The sequence below is a fragment of the Pseudomonas sp. NPDC047961 genome (genome assembly GCF_050272435.1).
Taxonomy (GTDB): domain Bacteria; phylum Pseudomonadota; class Gammaproteobacteria; order Pseudomonadales; family Pseudomonadaceae; genus Stutzerimonas.
In genome coordinates this window covers 242,068-258,973 of the sequence record NZ_JBNNMD010000003.1, presented here as the reverse complement: position 1 = coordinate 258,973, position 16,906 = coordinate 242,068, and the positions used below count along the sequence as shown (strand labels likewise).

The following is a 16,906-nucleotide window of genomic DNA, read 5'->3' as shown; positions in this document are numbered from 1 at the left end:
ATGAAAAGATTGTTGATGTTGCTACCGCTGGCGATTTTCCTACTCGTCGCCGTGTTTCTTTATCGCGGTCTGTTTCTGGACCCGACCGAGTTGCCATCGGCGTTGATCGGCAAGCCGCTGCCTTCGTTCTCGCTGCCCTCGGTCGAGGATCCCCAGAGGGTCGTTACCGCCGAGGACATTAAGGGCAAGCCAGCGTTGGTTAACGTTTGGGCAACCTGGTGCGTCGCCTGCAAGGTCGAACACCCAGTGTTGAACAAGCTTGCAGAGCAGGGCGTGGTCATCCATGGCGTCAATTACAAGGATGACAATGCGGCAGCGCAGAAATGGCTTAAAGACTTTCACGATCCCTACCAGCTGAACATTCGCGACGAGCAGGGCAGCTTGGGGCTGGATCTGGGTGTGTATGGTGCGCCCGAAACCTTCTTCGTCGACAAGCAGGGCATCATCCGTCACAAGTATGTCGGCGTCATAGACGAGCGTGTGTGGCGTGAACAGCTTGCCGCGCTTTATCAACAACTGGTGGACGAATGAAGCAGCTGATTCAGGGGCTTCTGCTGACTCTCTGTCTGCTGGGCAGCGCGTCGGCGGCGATTGATGCCTACGAGTTCAAAAACGAGGCCGAGCGCGAGCGGTACCGGACGTTGGTGGAAGAGTTGCGCTGTCCGAAGTGCCAGAACCAGAACATTGCCGATTCCAATGCGCCGATCGCCATGGACCTGCGCCGTGAAATCTACCGCATGTTGGAAGACGGGCAGAGCAACGAGCAGATCGTCGACTACCTGGTCGCCCGTTACGGCGACTTCGTTCTTTACAAACCGCCCGTCAATGCCAAAACGCTTGTTCTCTGGTATGGACCGATTGTCCTGCTGGTGATTGGATTCGCCGTCTTGGCGTTCATCCTGATACGTCGTCGCCGTGCGTCCGATAAGCCCGCGTCGAACACCCTTTCCGAGGCCGAGCGTGAGCGCCTGGCCACGTTGTTGGATAGAAAAGAACCATGATCGATTTCTGGATAGGTGCAGGCCTGTTGCTGCTGGCCGCCCTGGCGTTCCTGCTGCTGCCGTTGTTGCGTGGGCGTGGTGTGCAGGCCGAAGAAGACCGGACGGCGTTGAATGTCGCGCTTTACCAGGAGCGGCTTGGAGAGCTGGCGGCGCAACAGGCGGCCGGAACCCTTGATTCAGAACAGCTCGAGGCCGGGCGCGCCGATGCGGCGCGCGAGTTGCTTGATGACACCGAGGGCACCACCACTATTCGCCACAATAACCATTTGGGTCGGGCTGTGCCGCTGATCGCGGCTATCCTTGTGCCGTTGGTTGCATATGGTCTCTACCTGCACTGGGGTGCGAGCGACAAGCTGCAGTTGGCGCGGGAGTTCACTGAGCAGCCCGCGACGATGGAAGAGATGGTCGGACGGCTGGAGCGCGCCGTAAAGGCTCAGCCCGAGTCCGCGGAGGCCTGGTATTTCCTGGCCAAGACCTATATGAACCGAGAGCGCCCAGCGGATGCTGCTACCGCTTTCGAGCAGGTCGTCCAGCTGGCGGGGCGTCAGCCGGAACTCCTGGGACAGTGGGCGCAGGCGCTCTATTTCGCTGGTGACCGTCAATGGTCCAAGCAGCTGCAACAGCTGACCGACGAGGCCTTACGCGGTGATCCACACGAGGTCACTAGTCTCGGGCTGTTGGGTATTGCGGCCTACGAAGAAGAGCGGTTCGCGGAGGCGATAGGGTTTTGGGAGCGGTTGGTGGCAACGCTGCCAGCTGAAGATCCATCGCGTGAAGCCATTCAGGGCGGTATCGCTCGTGCGCGCGAGCAGCTCGGCGAGTCGGCTCCGGCGAGCGTGACCAAGCCGGCCGGCGAGATGGTTGCCGAGACCGGGGCGGGACTGACGGTCGAAGTGCAACTGGCTGCCGAGGTGGTCGACAAGGTTCGACCGACCGATGCCGTATTCATCTTCGCCCGTGCGTTGTCCGGCCCGCCGATGCCCTTGGCTGTGAAACGTATAACGGTTGCCGATTTACCCGCGACGGTTAACTTGAGTGACGCAGATGCAATGACTCCGCAGCTTCGATTGTCCAACTTTGAACAAGTCAAATTGTTTGCCCGCGTATCCCGAGATGGGAACGCTACTCACGGTGAGTGGCAAGGCAGTAGCGAACCGTTGGCGCCGGATGATGCGGATGCGATCAAGCTGACTATCGACCAACCTGTAGCACCCTGATCGCAGGGGTTCGGGAGACGACTGATTATGCTGGAGGAGCGGGTTTCAACAAGGTTTCAGCGCCTGGCCAGAGTTAGCGCAGTAGTAACGCTGGCGTTGCTGCTTGGGGCCTGTGCGGGCAATCCTTACCAGGCGTCCGGACCTACACGCGACCCGGCACCGCCCGAATCGGCGCCGCCTCGCGAACCGGTTGCTACGCCTCCCCCAGTGCGCACCCCACCGGCACCGCGCCCGCCGGCAACCCAGAAAAGCCATCCACGTTATGCGCCGCCTCCTCATGCTGCTGCGCATTGGGACAACCGTCTGGGCGTCTACGTTGTGGAAGGGCAGGACTTGTTCTATCGCGAGCGTCTCTACTACCGCTGGGATGGCGACTGGTATTGCGCCGGTCGGCCTGGTGGTCCCTGGGAGCCGGTAGCGCCACCTAGCGTCCCGACGGGGCTGCGCAGCCTGCACTGACCGTACATTTTTCCGCTGTGGCAATTAAAGGCGACGTGGACGTTGCCGATAAGGTATCAGGCGCCGCGGACAGAGGTTCAGGCGGTATCGGTTCGGCCTTGTTGCCAGTTCATTCGGAGCGGATTCATGAGTGCAGCAGTCAAACGTCTTGAGGAAACCGGCAACGCCTTGCGTGACGCCATGGCTCAGCAGGACTGGACAGCGATCAGCGTGCTTGACCTGCAATGCCGTCAAGTTGTTGAGGCTGCGATGGTCGAGCCTCGTGAGGACGACTCAGCAATTCGGCAGCGTCTGCAAGAGCTGGTGTACCTCTACCGTGAACTGGTCACCACTTGTCAGAGCGAGAAGCAGCGTGTTGCAGATGAGCTGATACAGCTCAACCAGTCGCAGCAAGGAGCCAATATCTACAAATTATTCGGCTGATAGTTCTCGAAAGCTGCCGCGACCATTGGTCGCGGAGAGTTGCCGATTTTCACCGCCCGATTTTAACGGATCAGGTAGACCAAAGCAGTTCAAACGCACGCGTCAGCAACGGTATTCTTAGGCGTACAGTTGAGCTTTCCGCTCGAAATCAGACGGTTCTGTCTCGATCTCCTGAGCTAGTCCAAACGCGCCAAAGCCGAACGCGTTATCTCCCGGCTCGTTCATAACGAGTTGCTCTACGTCAATAACAGAATGCATTCCTTGCTATTTTGTCGTTGAATCACGTCATAAATTTGACTCAGGCCGTTTTTTTTAATTAACTACCGGCTATCTGCCGATGACGCTGCCGTTCTGCCAAGGACGTGTGCGGGCTTTCTTTCAGCCTCTAGAGCTATAAACAAGATGTGGCGTGAAACCAAAATTTTGTTGATAGACGACGATCAGGATCGTCGCCGGGATCTGACGGTCATTCTGAACTTTCTCAGCGAAGATCATTTGTCGTGCGCCAGCAGCGAATGGCAGGCTGCGGTCGATTCACTGGAATCAAGCCGCAGCATACTCGGCGTGATGCTTGGTGATGTTGCAGCGAAGGGCGGCGCCGTGGAGTTGCTCAAGCAGATCAGCAAGTGGGACGAGAACCTGCCCCTGCTGTTGATTGGAGAGCCCGCACCGGCTGAATGGCCGGATGAGATACGCCAGCGCGTGCTGACTAGCCTGGAGATGCCGCCGAGCTACAACAAACTGCTCGATTCGCTTCACCGGGCCCAGATCTACCGGGACATGAACGATAAGGCGAAGGCGCGTGGTCGGCAGCGCGAGCCAAATCTGTTTCGTAGCCTGGTAGGCACCAGTCGTGCAGTTCAGCATGTACGTCAGATGATGCAGCAGGTTGCAGACACTGAAGCGAGCGTACTGATTCTCGGTGAGTCGGGAACCGGCAAAGAGGTTGTTGCACGCAACCTGCACTATCATTCCAAGCGTCGTAATGGGCCTTTCGTTCCTGTCAATTGCGGAGCGATTCCGGCGGAGTTGCTTGAGAGCGAGCTGTTCGGTCATGAAAAGGGGGCGTTTACCGGCGCGATCACCTCGCGAGCCGGTCGTTTCGAGCTGGCCGAAGGCGGGACGCTGTTCCTCGATGAGATCGGCGACATGCCGCTGCCTATGCAGGTCAAGCTGCTGCGCGTCCTGCAGGAGCGCACCTTCGAGCGCGTGGGCAGCAACCGTACGCAAAACGCCGACGTACGCATCATCGCTGCAACGCACAAAGACCTGGAAAAAATGATCGTGGATGGCAGCTTCCGCGAGGATCTCTATTACCGGCTTAACGTGTTTCCCATCGAAATGGCCCCTTTGCGCGAGCGCATCGAGGATATTCCGCTGCTGATGAACGAGCTCATCTCGCGCATGGAACACGAGAAGCGGGGCTCCATCCGTTTCAATTCGGCGGCGATCATGTCCCTCTGTCGCCACGATTGGCCCGGTAACGTACGGGAGCTGGCTAACCTCGTCGAGCGCATGGCCATCATGCACCCGTACGGCGTGATTGGTGTGATGGAGCTGCCAAAGAAATTCCGCCACGTCGATGACGACGATGAGCAGTACGCGACCAGCCTGCATGACGAGATGGAAGAGCGTGCAGCAATAAACGCCCCGATCATTCCGGCGGATGCGCATGCCATGCTTCCCGTAGAAGGCCTTGATTTGAAGGATTACCTGGGCAACCTAGAGCAAGGGCTTATCCAGCAGGCGCTGGAAGATGCAGGCGGCGTTGTGGCGCGTGCTGCAGAGCGTCTGCGGGTACGGCGAACCACGCTGGTAGAAAAGATGCGTAAATACGGAATGAACCGTCGCGAAGACGATCTCGACGAGTAATTTCCTTTGCCACGCCGCTCTTGCTTGCGGCGTGGCCCTTCCTTGATCTGTCATCTCGGGCATGATCCTTGCTGACCTTCACGTTACCGACCATCTTTTGACGGAAACGTGTGCCAGTGACTTCAGCGACCTGCTCTCCTGATCCCGTCCAATTCCCGGCCAAGGCCGGCTCAAGCGACGAGCTTGAACAATCGCTCGCACTGTTCCATCACATGTCCGGCCGGTTGGGCGAGTCCCAGTTCATGCTGCAGGCACGGGTAGCCGAGTTGAAGGATCAGCTTGCGGAGAGCGCTGCGCAGCGCCTGCAGGAATTCGACGAGAAGGAGCGCCTGGCGAGCCGCTTGCGAAGCCTGCTGGACCTGTTGCCTGGCGGTGTGATTGTCATCGACGGCCAGGGTATGGTTCGCGAAGCGAATCCGGTTGCGCTCGAGCTGCTTGGCGCACCGCTCGAAGGGGCGCTCTGGCGCGAGGTGATCGCGCGGAGTTTCTCGCCTCGTAGGGATGACGGTCACGAAATCTCATTGAGGGATGGGCGTCGCGTTTCTATCGCTACCCGTTCCTTGAACGTTGAGCCTGGGCAGCTGGTGCTGCTGACCGATCTGACGGAGACACGGCGGCTGCAAGAGCAACTGGCGCGTCATGAGCGTTTGTCTGCGCTGGGCCGTATGGTGGCGTCGCTGGCTCATCAGATCCGCACCCCGCTATCGACAGCACTGCTGTATGCAAGCCATCTGGAACAGGGCGGATTGTCGGTCGAGCATCAGCAGCGGTTTGCTGGTCGTTTGAAGGACCGGCTGAACGAGTTGGAACACCAGGTTCGTGACATGCTGGTTTTCGCGCGGGGTGATCTGCCGCTGGAGGACCGGCTAACACCCGCTGAGTTGCTGGGAGCGCTGCGTGCGGCGACCGAGATGAAGTTAGAGGGCGTCGCCGTTCGCTGGCAATGCGACGCCCGGACCGGTGCACTGTTGTGCAATCGCGACACCTTGGTCGGTGCACTGCTCAACCTGATCGAAAATGCGCTCCAGGCGGCGACTGGCGATACAAAACTGAAGGTTCATCTCTTTGCACGAGGTTCAATGCTGCGTATCAGCATCAGCGACAACGGTGTAGGCATCGATGCAGCGACCTTGGCCCGACTTGGCGAGCCCTTTTTCACCACACGGGCAACCGGGACCGGCCTCGGCCTGGCCGTCGTCAGCTCGGTAGCGCGAGCGCATTCGGGCGCGCTTGAACTGCGTTCTCGCCCGGGCAGAGGAACCTGCGCCACGTTGCAGCTACCGCTGCTTCCGCTGGCCTCGCTTGCACATTCGGAGTAGCCCTATGGGCGTTAAAGTTCTACTGGTCGAAGATGATCGTGCTTTGCGCGAAGCGCTGGGCGATACCCTCGAACTGGGCGGCTATGCCTACCGCGCGGTGGAGTCCGCTGAGGCCGCGTTGCATGCGCTTGATCAGGAGAGTTTCGGCCTGCTGGTCAGTGATGTAAACATGCCTGGCATAGACGGCCATGCCTTGCAGGCAATTGTGCGCGAACGGTATCCGCAAACGCCTGTCTTGTTGATGACTGCCTATGGTGCCGTCGAGCGCGCCGTCGAGGCCATGCGCCTAGGGGCTGTGGATTACCTGGTCAAACCGTTCGAACCCAAGGTGTTGCTCGACCTGGTCGGCCGGCATGCCTTTGGCCAGCTTGGTGCGACCGAAATGCAGGGGCCTGTGGCGGTTGAACCTGCGAGTCGGCAACTGCTGGCGCTGGCGGCACGGGTGGCACAAAGCGATTCGACGGTGCTGGTTTCAGGAGAGTCGGGCACTGGCAAAGAAGTGCTAGCTCGTTTTATTCATCAGCAGTCATCGCGAGCCGACAAGCCGTTCGTGGCCATCAACTGCGCTGCGATTCCAGAAAACATGCTGGAGGCGACGCTCTTCGGTCATGAGAAGGGCGCCTTCACTGGTGCCATCGCGACGCAGCCAGGCAAGTTCGAGTTGGCTGATCACGGTACGCTACTGCTTGACGAGATCTCCGAAATGCCGCTGGCATTACAAGCCAAGTTGCTGCGTGTATTGCAGGAGCGTGAGGTCGAGCGTGTGGGTGGACGCAAGCCGATACCGCTCGACATCCGTATCGTCGCCACGACCAACCGTGATCTGGCTGAGGAGGTTCGCAGCGGGCGCTTCCGTGAAGACCTGTTCTACCGTCTCTCGGTCTTTCCGCTCGCCTGGCCGGCATTGCGCGATCGGCCGGCGGATATCGTGCCGCTGGCCGAGCGGTTGCTGGCCAATCATGCGGCAAAGATGCGTCAGCCAGGCGCGAGACTGACAGCTGAGGCGCGTCAGTGCCTGCTCGGATATTCCTGGCCCGGCAACGTGCGTGAGCTCGACAACGCGATTCAGCGAGCCCTTATCCTGCAGCAGGGCGGATTTATTCGGCCGGATGACCTCTATCTGACAGCTGCTGCCGGCTTCGCCTCGCTGGCGCGTACTGCCGCTAGCGCAATCGTGTCGACGCAATCTGCCCCGGCGACCGTTTCAGTGCCGGCCGAGGTCGCTGGCGCGTTGGGTGAAGACCTGCGCCGTCGTGAGTTCGAACTCATTCTCGAGACCCTGCGTGCCGAGCGCGGGCGCCGTAAGGAGACGGCTGACCGTCTAGGTATCAGTGCACGGACGCTTCGTTACAAACTGGCTCAGATGCGCGATGCCGGTATGGACCCGGAGTCGGCGCTGCGCTCCGGTTGAAGCGGGGTTCCGGACGAAGGTGGCTCTGATAAGCTCCCCGACCAACATCGCTCAAGAGGGTCTCTACATGGACGAAGCGTTCTGGCAGCGTCGCTGGGCACGTAACGAAATCGGCTTCCATCTAAACGAGGTCAACCCCTACCTGCGCCGCCATTGGCCCAGCTTGAAGTTAGCGCAAGGGACTCGTGTCCTGGTGCCGTTGTGTGGGAAAAGTCTCGACATGGCCTGGCTCGCCGATCAGGGTTTTGCGGTGTTGGGCGTAGAGCTGAGCGAGCGCGCAGCCGAGGATTTTTTCTCCGAGCACGGGCTAGTCCCGAACGTCAGCATCCAGGGTGAGTTCAAGGTTTACCGGGCAGGTATGGTGGAAATCCGCTGTGGCGATTTCTTCGCCATGACACCGGCTGATGTGGCCGACTGCCAGGCGCTATACGACCGGGCTGCGCTGATCGCATTGCCCGCCGACATGCGTCGGCGTTACGTCAACCATCTAGCCAGCATCCTTGCGCCAAACTGTCAGGGGCTGCTGATCACGTTGGATTACCAGCAGGAGCAGATGTCCGGCCCGCCATTCGCGGTGAGTACTGCTGAAGTTCGAATGTCTTTGGGCGCGCACTGGAAAGTCGACCTGCTGGAGCGCGCCAACGTGTTGAACGAAAGCAATTGGAGATTTCTTCAGCGTGGCCTCACTCGCCTAGAAGAAAGCTGCTACCGACTCGGTGAACTCTCCTAGCGCGCATCGACTGTCGTGCTGACAGCTGTTGAGATGACGGGCGCGCCGCGGTGTGCCCGTTGTGGTTTTCGCCCGACCATTTCGCCACCAGCGTTAGCCGGTTATCTCGGTTATTGGTTGCGCTGGAGTTGACGGATAAACACGTCGGCTTCGTCTATGGCCCGTTGCATTTCAGCGAGGAGCTGATCGACATTCCCTTCCAGCGTGCGGTATTCGCCCTGCAAGGCGCCGATCGCGCGTGCATTGAGGTTGTGCTTGAGAAACAGTACCTGGTCGCGCAATACGTCTAACACCGGATCGATACGCTTTTCCGCTGCCTTCATGCGTTGCAGCAGCACACGATAGTCTTTCTGGGTGCGTTCCAGATTTCGTTGACTGGCCGCTTTCAAGCTTGCGTTGCTGTACTCGCCGAGTTCCTGTTTCCATTCCTCGAAAAGCGCCTCGGCGACATCCTCGACGGCTTCGACCCTTTCCCGCACTTCGCGAGCGCTGTTTTCGCTGGCTTCGAACTCATTGTTCAGCGCCTCGTAGCGCTCTTCAAGCTCACCGCCTTTAACCTGAACCACACTGCGATAACGCTCCAAGGCATCCTTGAACTGCTCCTTGGCTTCCTGCTGTGAGTCGCGCGCATCCTCGACGCGGTCAACCAGAATGTCGCGCTTATGCAATCCGACCTTCTCCATTGCCGAGTAATAGGCGCTCTGGCAGCCGGCCAGGGTGAGCAGGGCGATGGCGAGTAGAAAGAAGCGGCGCATGTTGAGATGTTCCTTTTCTGAAGACGGCGCTTGCTTCGACAGGCATACAGCCACTACGTGCAAATCGCAGACGAAAAAAAAGGGCGGCTTGTGTATGCCGCCCTTGTTTCGGTTCGCTCGCTTAGCCGCGCTGGCGCAAGGCTTCGATACGATCTTCCAGCGTTGGGTGAGTCATCAGCAGGCCGGCCAGGCCGTTGCGCAGGGCACCGTTGATGCTGAAGGCCTTGAGGCTGTCCGGCATGTCGACTGGCACGCCCTGTTCTGCGCGCAGACGCTGCAGGGCGCCGATCATCGCGCTGGTCCCGGCAAGCTGAGCCCCCGCTTCGTCAGCGCGGAACTCACGCTTGCGTGAGAACCACATGACAATGATGCTGGCTAGGATCCCCAGCACAAGTTCGGCGAAGATCGTCGCAACGAAATAGCCGATGCCATGGCCATCTTCGTTCTTCAGGATCGCCTTATCGACGAAGCTGCCGAAGATGCGTGCAAAAAACATGACGAAGGTGTTTACCACGCCCTGGATCAATGCAAGCGTGACCATGTCGCCGTTGGAAACGTGGCCAATCTCGTGGGCCAGTACGGCCCTGACTTCGTCCGGGGAAAAGCGCTCGAGCAACCCTTGGCTGACTGCGACAAGCGCATCGTTCTTGTTCCAGCCGGTGGCGAAGGCGTTGGCTTCATAAGCAGGGAAGATACCCACTTCTGGCATCTTGATGCCGGCATCACGGGCCAGCTGCTCGACGGTTTGCAACAACCACTGTTCGTGACGCGTGCGCGGCTGGGTGATGATCTCTGTACGGGTACTCATTTTCGCCATCCATTTGGAGATGAACAGCGAAATCAGTGCACCAGCGAAACCAAAGACGGCGCAGAAAGCCAGCAGGCTGCCGTAGTTCTGACCCGTGTAGCGATCTACTCCAAGCAACTTGAGGGTGATGCTAGCGACGACCAGCACAGCCAGGTTGGTGGCCAGAAACAAGAAAATGCGCATCATGTTGCGGCAGACTCCAAGAGGAACAGTAAAGAACGATAGGCTATATAAGGGGCGGCCCGGCTCGATTCAACCGAGCGACTATTTCAAGCTATGTCGCCTGCCGCCCGGCTGGGCTTAGCTGCGCTCAGGCAGTGAGCTGTCGAACAGCTGGCGCGTCAGTTGTGCCAGCCGCTCGCTGTCCGCTTCACGCAACGCTTCGCGTAGCTGATGCGCCAGGCTGGACTGGACCCGACGGACACTCGGCGGCAGTGAGTCGAGACCGGCAAAGGCATCGCGGATGGTGCCAGTCAGTCGCAGGAATGCCTTCTCGGTGAGAACAGCCTGGTCGAGCGCCTGAAAATGAATGGTGCTCTCGAAGCGCAGATAGCCCTCCTCGGCGAGCCATATCAGCGCGCTGAGGCAGCCTTGATGGCGCTTGCTGGGCAGGCCGAACTCATCGGGTTCTTCATGGCCGATGAGGTCCTCGACGTACAGCGCGACTTTCCGCGGAAAGGCCTGATAGAGCGTCAGCAGCCCGGCCGCGGCGTCCCGGTAGAAGTCATCGATTTGCAGATCCATCCAACACTACTGACTGTAGGTCTTGAGGAAGTTGCCGATTCGGCCAATAGCCTGCTCAAGGTCGTCCACGCGGGGCAGGGTGACCACGCGGAAGTGATCCGGCCACGGCCAATTGAAGGCCGTCCCCTGAACAATCAGTAGCTTCTCTGATAACAGCAAGTCTAGGACGAACTTCTCGTCGTTGTGGATGGGGCAGATTTTCGGATCAATCCGTGGGAACGCATAAAGCGCACCCATCGGCTTGACGCAGCTGACGCCGGGAATGTCGTTGAGTAGTTCCCAGGTCCGGTTACGCTGCTCAAGCAGGCGGCCTGGTGGTAACACCAGATCGTTGATGCTCTGGTAGCCGCCCAAGGCGGTCTGGATGGCGTGCTGAGACGGCACGTTGGCACATAGGCGCATGTTGGCCAGGATGTCGATGCCTTCGATGTAGCTCTGCGCTTTGTGCTTGGGACCGGAGATCGCTACCCAGCCGGAGCGGAAGCCAGCAACGCGGTAGGACTTCGATAGCCCGTTGAAGGTCAGACACAGTACGTCAGGGGCAAGCGATGCGGTGCAGATGTGCACTGCCTCGTCATACAGAATCTTGTCGTAGATCTCGTCGGAGAAAAGTACCAGCTTGTGTTGACGGGCCAGTTCGACCATCCCTGCCAATATTTCGCGTGGGTATACCGCACCGGTCGGGTTGTTCGGGTTGATCAGCACCAGCGCTTTGGTGTTGGGCGTGATTTTGGCTTTGATATCGGCCAGGTCCGGCCACCAGTTGGCCTGCTCGTCGCAGAGGTAATGCACCGGTTTGCCGCCCGCCAAGCTGACGGCGGCCGTCCACAGCGGGTAATCCGGGGCCGGGATCAGCACTTCATCGCCGTTGTTGAGCAGGGCCTGCATGGACATCACGATAAGCTCGGACACGCCGTTACCGAGATAGATGTCTTCGATGGTGATGCCTTCTACCTGCTTCTGCTGGTAGTACTGCATGATCGCCTTGCGTGCGCTGAATAGGCCTTTGGAATCGCTGTAGCCCTGGGCGGTGGGCAGATTGCGGATCACGTCCTGAAGAATTTCCTCAGGGGCTTCGAAACCGAATGGCGCCGGATTGCCGATGTTCAGCTTGAGGATGCGATGGCCTTCCTCTTCCAGGCGTTTGGCGTGCTTGAGCACTGGCCCACGGATGTCATAACAGACATTGGCGAGCTTGTTCGATTTGCTGACCTGCATGATCCTTGTGTCCCGAAGTGATGACGCGCCTGCCGTTCTGAAGGGCTGGCTGCGTACGGCGTGAACCCGGGCGCCTTGGCAGTGTGAAACCCCGCTGCCAGACTAGGCGTCTTAAGAGCACCGCATCATACGTGCGGCCTGATCCCCGGAAAAGGTACAGAGGTGCCTTTTTAAGCTCATGAGGTGTACCGATGGATAAGCTTGAGAAACCGCTCGAAACCTGGCGTGAAGAACTTTCCGACGAGCAATTTCAGGTCTGCCGTCTGGGTGCGACCGAGCGACCGTTCACCGGCAAGTACAACGACACCAAGGCGCCCGGCATCTACCACTGCGCCTGCTGTGATGCACCGCTGTTCGATTCTGACGCCAAGTTCGATTCAGGCTGTGGCTGGCCGAGCTACTTTCAGCCGGTTAGCGATACAGCCATTGCCAGCATTGACGACTTCAGCCACGGCATGCATCGCATTGAGGTCAAGTGCGCTCGCTGTGATGCCCATTTGGGGCATGTATTCCCGGATGGTCCGGCACCGACCGGGCTGCGCTACTGCATCAATTCAGCGTCTCTCAATCACAAGCCGCGCGACGCGTAAAGGCGCTTCGCAACGCTTCAATGGAGCACCCCATGAACGATGCGCTCTTGGATATTCCCTGCCTCACGATCGATGGCCAACAGAAGACTTTGTCTGATTTTGGCGCCAAGGCTCTGCTGGTGGTTAATACGGCCAGTCAATGTGGCTTCACGTCCCAATACAAGGGCCTTGAAGCGCTCTGGAAGCGCTATCGCGAGCAGGGGCTGGTGGTGATCGGGTTTCCCTGTGATCAGTTCGGCCATCAGGAGCCGGGGGACGAGGCGCAGATCGCTGCGTTCTGCGAGCGTAACTTCGGCGTCAGCTTTCCGATGTTCGCCAAGATCCGGGTCAACGGAGGCGATGCTCACCCTTTGTTCATGGAGTTGAAAAAGCGCGCGCCCGGTTTGCTGGGCAGCAAGGCGATCAAGTGGAATTTCACTAAGTTTCTGGTCACCGACGATGGGCGTTCGGTGAGGCGCTTTTCGTCTCGAACCGCGCCGGACGCGCTGACAGCGCATATCGAAGCTTGCTTGTAACCTATATTTCCCGGCCGCCACAGCGCTTTTGTACGCTGCAGCCGCGATCGTTTTGGAGACGTTGAATGGATGCCGAGCTCAAAGCTTTTTTACAGCGTGCTGATGCGCTGATGTCGCGCCTGGAACCCTTGCTTCCTGCGCAGCGTGCGCCGCTGGATTGGGATACGAGCTTGGCCGCGCGTTGGTATCGTGAAGGGCAGGGCGGCTACCTGCAGGCGCTAAATGTGTCGCTCGACATGAAGCTAAACGATTTGATCGGCATTGACCGGCAGTGCGAGCTGTTGTCGCGCAACACCCGTCAGTTCGTTTCAGGGCTGCCGGCGAATCATGTCCTGCTCTGGGGCGCGCGCGGTACCGGAAAATCTTCTTTGATCCGAGCATTGTTGGCTGAATATGCACCGGCGGGCCTGCGCCTTATAGAAATCGAACGCGACCATCTGGCTGATCTGCCGAAACTGGTCGATCAGCTTGCCGGGCAGGCACAACATTTTGTGGTGTTCTGTGATGATCTTTCGTTCGAGGCGGGCGAGGGCGAGTATCGGGTCTTGAAAAGCGTGTTGGACGGCTCGCTGGAGCGGGCCCCCGAGAATGTCTTGCTGTATGCCACTTCGAATCGCCGGCACCTTGTGCCTGAGCGTCAGAGCGACAACGAAAACTGGCAGATGGTGGATGGAGAGCTGCATCCAAACGAGGCGGTAGAGGACAAGATTGCGCTGTCGGATCGCTTTGGACTTTGGCTGTCGTTCTACCCGTTCAGCCAGGCGCATTACCTCAACGTGGTGCGGCACTGGATCGGCTCGCTGGCGACACGGGCGGGGCTGAGCTGGAGCTGGGACGACGAGCTGGAAAAGGACGCCATTCGCTGGGCCACAGCTCGCGGCAATCGCAATGGCCGTTGCGCTTATCAGTTTGCTCGGCAGTGGGCGGGGATTCGCCTGCTGTAGGCAAGCGGTTAGGCTGCTGCCGGACCTCCAATTGACCAACGCGTGCGTTATAAACAGGCCATGCCCTGCGGGACACACCTGTTGGTGAGCCTCGGCGCTCTACTGCTCATTTGCGGGAGGCCCGCCTAGGAACCGAAGCTGGTGCTTGGTTCCGGGGCGGCGCTCGTCAGGTTCAGTTCGGCGGTGTTGGCCTTTTGCCCATTTCGATGAGCTTGGCGGTCATACGCTGCTCGCCGGGCAGCACGTTCTCTATCGATGCGCGTGCTTTCAAACGCGAGTAGTGCGCGACCAGGGCCGGCCAGCGACCCGCGTCGACCACCTCGCCGCCGTGTTCCATGTTGATCAGCTGGCACGCAACGGCGATGTCGGCCATCGACAGTTGCTCGCCAATGAAAAAGTCGTTCTCCCCCAGCTGACGCTCAAGGTAGTCGAAGTGCGGTGGCAGCTTCTCGTTCAATGCGGCCTGTACGGTTTCCTCGTTGCAGGGCTTGCCCGAGCTCGGCTTCAGGACGCGGTTGCGGAAAACCCCGAATGTCGTCAGCGGTGCGAGCTCGTAATCGGCATATTTTTCCAGCCAGCGTATCTGCGCTTGATCGGTCGGGTTAGCGCCATACAGCCGAACAGTTTGATCGTAAGCTTCGTCGAGGTATTGGCAGATCACGCTGGAGTCGGCCAGGCAGAGCTCGTCATCCTTCATGGCTGGGATGCGGCCGAGTGGATTGAGTTGCAGATACCATTCGGGCGGCGTGAATGGCATTACGATTTCTAGCCCATAGTCCAGGCCTTTTTCCTGCAGGCAAAGGCGTACCTTGCGAACGAAGGGCGATAGGGGGGCACCGAATACGGTTATGGGCATGACGAGTTCTCCACGGCAGGGCAGGGCAGCAGGCGGACGCCGGAGGTTCAGTTGAGCATGGCGCTCGGAGCGCCGTCTCAATTCGTCCGCTCTGTACCTAGTAGATGTTGTTCTTTTTCCAATCGTCTTCGCTTTCGAGGCTCTTCAGACCTTCGGCGAGCTGGCTCGGTTCGTCAAGCTTCGGCTGTTGTTCCGTCTGCTCGAGCTTATTAGCGTGGCTGTAGCTTGCTTCGAGCTTGCTCAACTGGGTTTGATACTCGGCCGGGTTGGGCTGTTTGCGGATGTGCTGGATACCGCGCTCGAAAGCCAGGCGCGCTTTGTGCGCACTACCCTGCTGAAGCGACTGCTGACCGATATTGCTGAAGTACTCGACATGCAGCATCACCATCATCCGCTGGATCTGTTGGATCCAGCGCTTGGCAGCGGTGGTATCCAACTGGTTCTGCTTGTTGGCCCAGACAATCTGAGCATGCAGGTCTTCCATCAGCAGGCGAATCTCCTTCGCTTGTGCTTCGGTGGTGACCTTGACTGGCGCGTTTGCTACGGGAATGTCTTCGCCTTCGGCAACAGCGCTACGTAGAGCAGCGAGCCGGGGGCCGAGCGTGGCGTTCTTCTTGTCTAGGGGAAGCAGTTGCTCGCCCAGACCCAGCTCCAGGCGCGTCAGCAACAGCTTGAGTGCCGGCGTCATCATCTGGCCTGGAAAACTCTCGGAGAGGTTGGCACAGCGGCGCATGCGGTCGCTGAGTTCGGCGCGGACGCGCGCCTTTTCCAAGCCGTTCTTCTCTACGATCTGATTGATGACGCCAATTGCAATCAGGATGAACAGGCCGGCAATGACCAATCCAGTAATCAGAACTGGGGACACGAAACGCACCTCTCTGACCGAGCGATTTTTTCCGAGTGTAGAGCGTTGGCTGGCAAGCTGATAGCTCAACGCTTGCTATACGTTGGGTTCATAAAATATTTCTAGATGGTGCTTGACGACCATGAACGACCTCCATAGAATGCGCGCCACTTGCAGCGTGAAGCCCTAAAGCGAAACGTTGAAAGCCGGATAAAAGCAGTAGCTTCCGGGCAGCGTCCCCTTCGTCTAGTGGCCTAGGACACCGCCCTTTCACGGCGGTAACAGGGGTTCGAGTCCCCTAGGGGACGCCATTATTTGCGGGAATAGCTCAGTTGGTAGAGCACGACCTTGCCAAGGTCGGGGTCGCGAGTTCGAGTCTCGTTTCCCGCTCCAAATTTGCTCCGAGTCTTTTTGAAAGATATCGAAGCGCTAAAAAAGCGACCTAAAGGGTCGCTTTTTTCGTTTCTGGACACTCGTTTATCCGCTTGCCGCTGCGGATATCTGGATGGTCCGGGTAGTCGCCTTCTGACGTTTCTTCGAAGGTTTTGGCTATCTCACAGACGCCACTGCGCGCACCTTTTTGTTCAGGTGTACTTGGTAAAAATGCTGCGCACGCGCGCCAGCGTCTCGCCTGTGTCCTGAGCCTGATCGTGCATAGCCTCTTCAATCAGGCAAGTCAGCATCAGCCGATAGGCCTTGTCCAATGCGCTGCGAGCGGCGGAAAACTGCTGGGCTATCGATTCGCAGTCCTCGCCGCGTTTGATCATGGCCTGGATGCCCCGCACCTGCCCTTCAACCCTCGCCAGCCGTTTCAGCATGGCCTGCTGTTGATCCTGTAACTTTACGGATTCGGTGGGAGTTGTCTGATCATTCATGCTGATACCTGGCGTCACGAAAAGGGCGTCTGCTGACATGCTCGGTCGCCGGGATCGGTCAGCCTGGCATACCGGTAGGGGCATGCTATCGATGCCACCGCTTACGGCCAACTTCTTTCAGTCTATGCGGCATAACAATATATTGATAAATATATTGTCATGCGATTAACTATGTTCATTGATGGCGGCCAGGCTGGATAAGCCTGTGACGCTGTTGCGAACACTCCTCGGCATCGGGCGTCAGGGCGAACAGGCCCGTCGGAGAGCCGGGCTTCGGTGGTGTCGGGCATGACATCTCCCATTGCCACCTGTTTCGGAAATGACC

The 16,906-nt window shown here is 58.7% G+C and carries 19 protein-coding genes and 2 tRNA genes; 14 read left to right on the top strand and 7 right to left on the bottom strand.

The window, feature by feature from the left end:
• The 9 genes from ACQKIK_RS11990 to ACQKIK_RS11950 all read left to right on the top strand — a co-directional run bounded on the left by ACQKIK_RS11990 (position 1) and on the right by ACQKIK_RS11950 (position 8,432).
• Entirely contained in the window at positions 1-531 is a 531-nt protein-coding gene (locus ACQKIK_RS11990) for a DsbE family thiol:disulfide interchange protein (protein ID WP_046162282.1), read from the top strand.
• Complete coding sequence (locus ACQKIK_RS11985; protein ID WP_499136103.1) at positions 528-1,001, top strand: cytochrome c-type biogenesis protein; 474 nt, start codon at positions 528-530, stop codon at positions 999-1,001. Before ACQKIK_RS11990 ends, ACQKIK_RS11985 begins: the two co-directional genes overlap by 4 nt.
• Positions 998-2,218 (top strand): c-type cytochrome biogenesis protein CcmI, encoded by a 1,221-nt coding sequence (gene ccmI, locus ACQKIK_RS11980; RefSeq protein ID WP_499136102.1) that lies wholly within the window; start codon positions 998-1,000, stop codon positions 2,216-2,218. The genes ACQKIK_RS11985 and ccmI overlap by 4 nt, the downstream gene beginning before the upstream one ends.
• A 27-nt stretch (positions 2,219-2,245) precedes the next feature.
• Entirely contained in the window at positions 2,246-2,677 is a 432-nt protein-coding gene (locus ACQKIK_RS11975; protein WP_081262941.1) for a hypothetical protein, read from the top strand.
• A gap of 126 nt (positions 2,678-2,803) precedes the next feature.
• Complete coding sequence (gene fliT / locus ACQKIK_RS11970; RefSeq protein ID WP_045425823.1) at positions 2,804-3,100, top strand: flagellar protein FliT; 297 nt, start codon at positions 2,804-2,806, stop codon at positions 3,098-3,100.
• A gap of 402 nt (positions 3,101-3,502) precedes the next feature.
• Positions 3,503-4,972 carry a sigma-54 dependent transcriptional regulator gene (locus ACQKIK_RS11965; RefSeq protein WP_499136101.1) on the top strand — a complete coding sequence of 490 codons (1,470 nt, stop codon included), beginning with the start codon at positions 3,503-3,505 and terminating at the stop codon, positions 4,970-4,972.
• Positions 4,973-5,184: 212 nt separating this feature from the next.
• A complete protein-coding gene (locus tag ACQKIK_RS11960) occupies positions 5,185-6,291 on the top strand; it encodes a sensor histidine kinase (protein ID WP_499136432.1) in 1,107 nt (368 codons plus the stop codon).
• A 4-nt stretch (positions 6,292-6,295) separates the two neighbouring features.
• Positions 6,296-7,702, top strand: coding sequence for a sigma-54-dependent transcriptional regulator (locus tag ACQKIK_RS11955; protein ID WP_499136100.1), 1,407 nt, complete (start codon positions 6,296-6,298; stop codon positions 7,700-7,702).
• A 67-nt stretch (positions 7,703-7,769) separates the two neighbouring features.
• A complete protein-coding gene (locus ACQKIK_RS11950; protein ID WP_499136430.1) occupies positions 7,770-8,432 on the top strand; it encodes a thiopurine S-methyltransferase in 663 nt (220 codons plus the stop codon).
• A 110-nt stretch (positions 8,433-8,542) separates the two neighbouring features.
• On the opposite strand, the gene ACQKIK_RS11945 is transcribed toward ACQKIK_RS11950, so the two are convergent.
• The 4 genes from ACQKIK_RS11945 to ACQKIK_RS11930 form a co-directional block, all read right to left on the bottom strand.
• Entirely contained in the window at positions 8,543-9,187 is a 645-nt protein-coding gene (locus tag ACQKIK_RS11945; RefSeq protein ID WP_499136098.1) for a DUF2959 domain-containing protein, read from the bottom strand.
• A 121-nt stretch (positions 9,188-9,308) separates the two neighbouring features.
• On the bottom strand, positions 9,309-10,181 hold the full coding sequence (htpX, locus tag ACQKIK_RS11940) for a protease HtpX (protein WP_045425840.1): 873 nt from the start codon (positions 10,179-10,181) through the stop codon (positions 9,309-9,311).
• Positions 10,182-10,295: 114 nt separating this feature from the next.
• Positions 10,296-10,739: a hypothetical protein gene (locus ACQKIK_RS11935; RefSeq protein WP_499136096.1), complete on the bottom strand. Its 444-nt coding sequence runs from the start codon at positions 10,737-10,739 to the stop codon at positions 10,296-10,298.
• A 6-nt stretch (positions 10,740-10,745) separates the two neighbouring features.
• Entirely contained in the window at positions 10,746-11,957 is a 1,212-nt protein-coding gene (locus tag ACQKIK_RS11930; protein WP_046162275.1) for a pyridoxal phosphate-dependent aminotransferase, read from the bottom strand.
• A gap of 191 nt (positions 11,958-12,148) precedes the next feature.
• Here ACQKIK_RS11930 and msrB point away from each other — a divergent pair, with 191 nt between their 5' ends.
• From msrB to ACQKIK_RS11915, 3 genes are all read left to right on the top strand, one after another.
• Positions 12,149-12,547: a peptide-methionine (R)-S-oxide reductase MsrB gene (gene msrB, locus ACQKIK_RS11925; protein WP_045425848.1), complete on the top strand. Its 399-nt coding sequence runs from the start codon at positions 12,149-12,151 to the stop codon at positions 12,545-12,547.
• Between the two features lie 32 nt (positions 12,548-12,579).
• On the top strand, positions 12,580-13,062 hold the full coding sequence (locus ACQKIK_RS11920) for a glutathione peroxidase (protein ID WP_499136095.1): 483 nt from the start codon (positions 12,580-12,582) through the stop codon (positions 13,060-13,062).
• A gap of 65 nt (positions 13,063-13,127) precedes the next feature.
• Positions 13,128-14,006, top strand: a complete 879-nt coding sequence (locus tag ACQKIK_RS11915) for an ATP-binding protein (protein ID WP_499136094.1) — start codon at positions 13,128-13,130, stop codon at positions 14,004-14,006.
• A gap of 172 nt (positions 14,007-14,178) precedes the next feature.
• Here the strand turns inward: ACQKIK_RS11915 and ACQKIK_RS11910 are convergent, their stop codons facing one another.
• Positions 14,179-14,862: a glutathione S-transferase family protein gene (locus tag ACQKIK_RS11910; protein WP_499136093.1), complete on the bottom strand. Its 684-nt coding sequence runs from the start codon at positions 14,860-14,862 to the stop codon at positions 14,179-14,181.
• Positions 14,863-14,959: 97 nt separating this feature from the next.
• On the bottom strand, positions 14,960-15,727 hold the full coding sequence (locus ACQKIK_RS11905; protein WP_177327073.1) for a hypothetical protein: 768 nt from the start codon (positions 15,725-15,727) through the stop codon (positions 14,960-14,962).
• A gap of 214 nt (positions 15,728-15,941) precedes the next feature.
• Here ACQKIK_RS11905 and ACQKIK_RS11900 point away from each other — a divergent pair.
• A tRNA-Glu gene (locus ACQKIK_RS11900) sits at positions 15,942-16,017 on the top strand.
• A 6-nt stretch (positions 16,018-16,023) separates the two neighbouring features.
• Positions 16,024-16,099: transfer RNA gene (locus ACQKIK_RS11895), tRNA-Gly, on the top strand.
• Between the two features lie 191 nt (positions 16,100-16,290).
• Here ACQKIK_RS11895 and ACQKIK_RS11890 read toward each other — a convergent pair.
• Complete coding sequence (locus ACQKIK_RS11890) at positions 16,291-16,581, bottom strand: metal-sensing transcriptional repressor (protein ID WP_499136092.1); 291 nt, start codon at positions 16,579-16,581, stop codon at positions 16,291-16,293.
• Positions 16,582-16,906 lie beyond the last annotated feature (325 nt).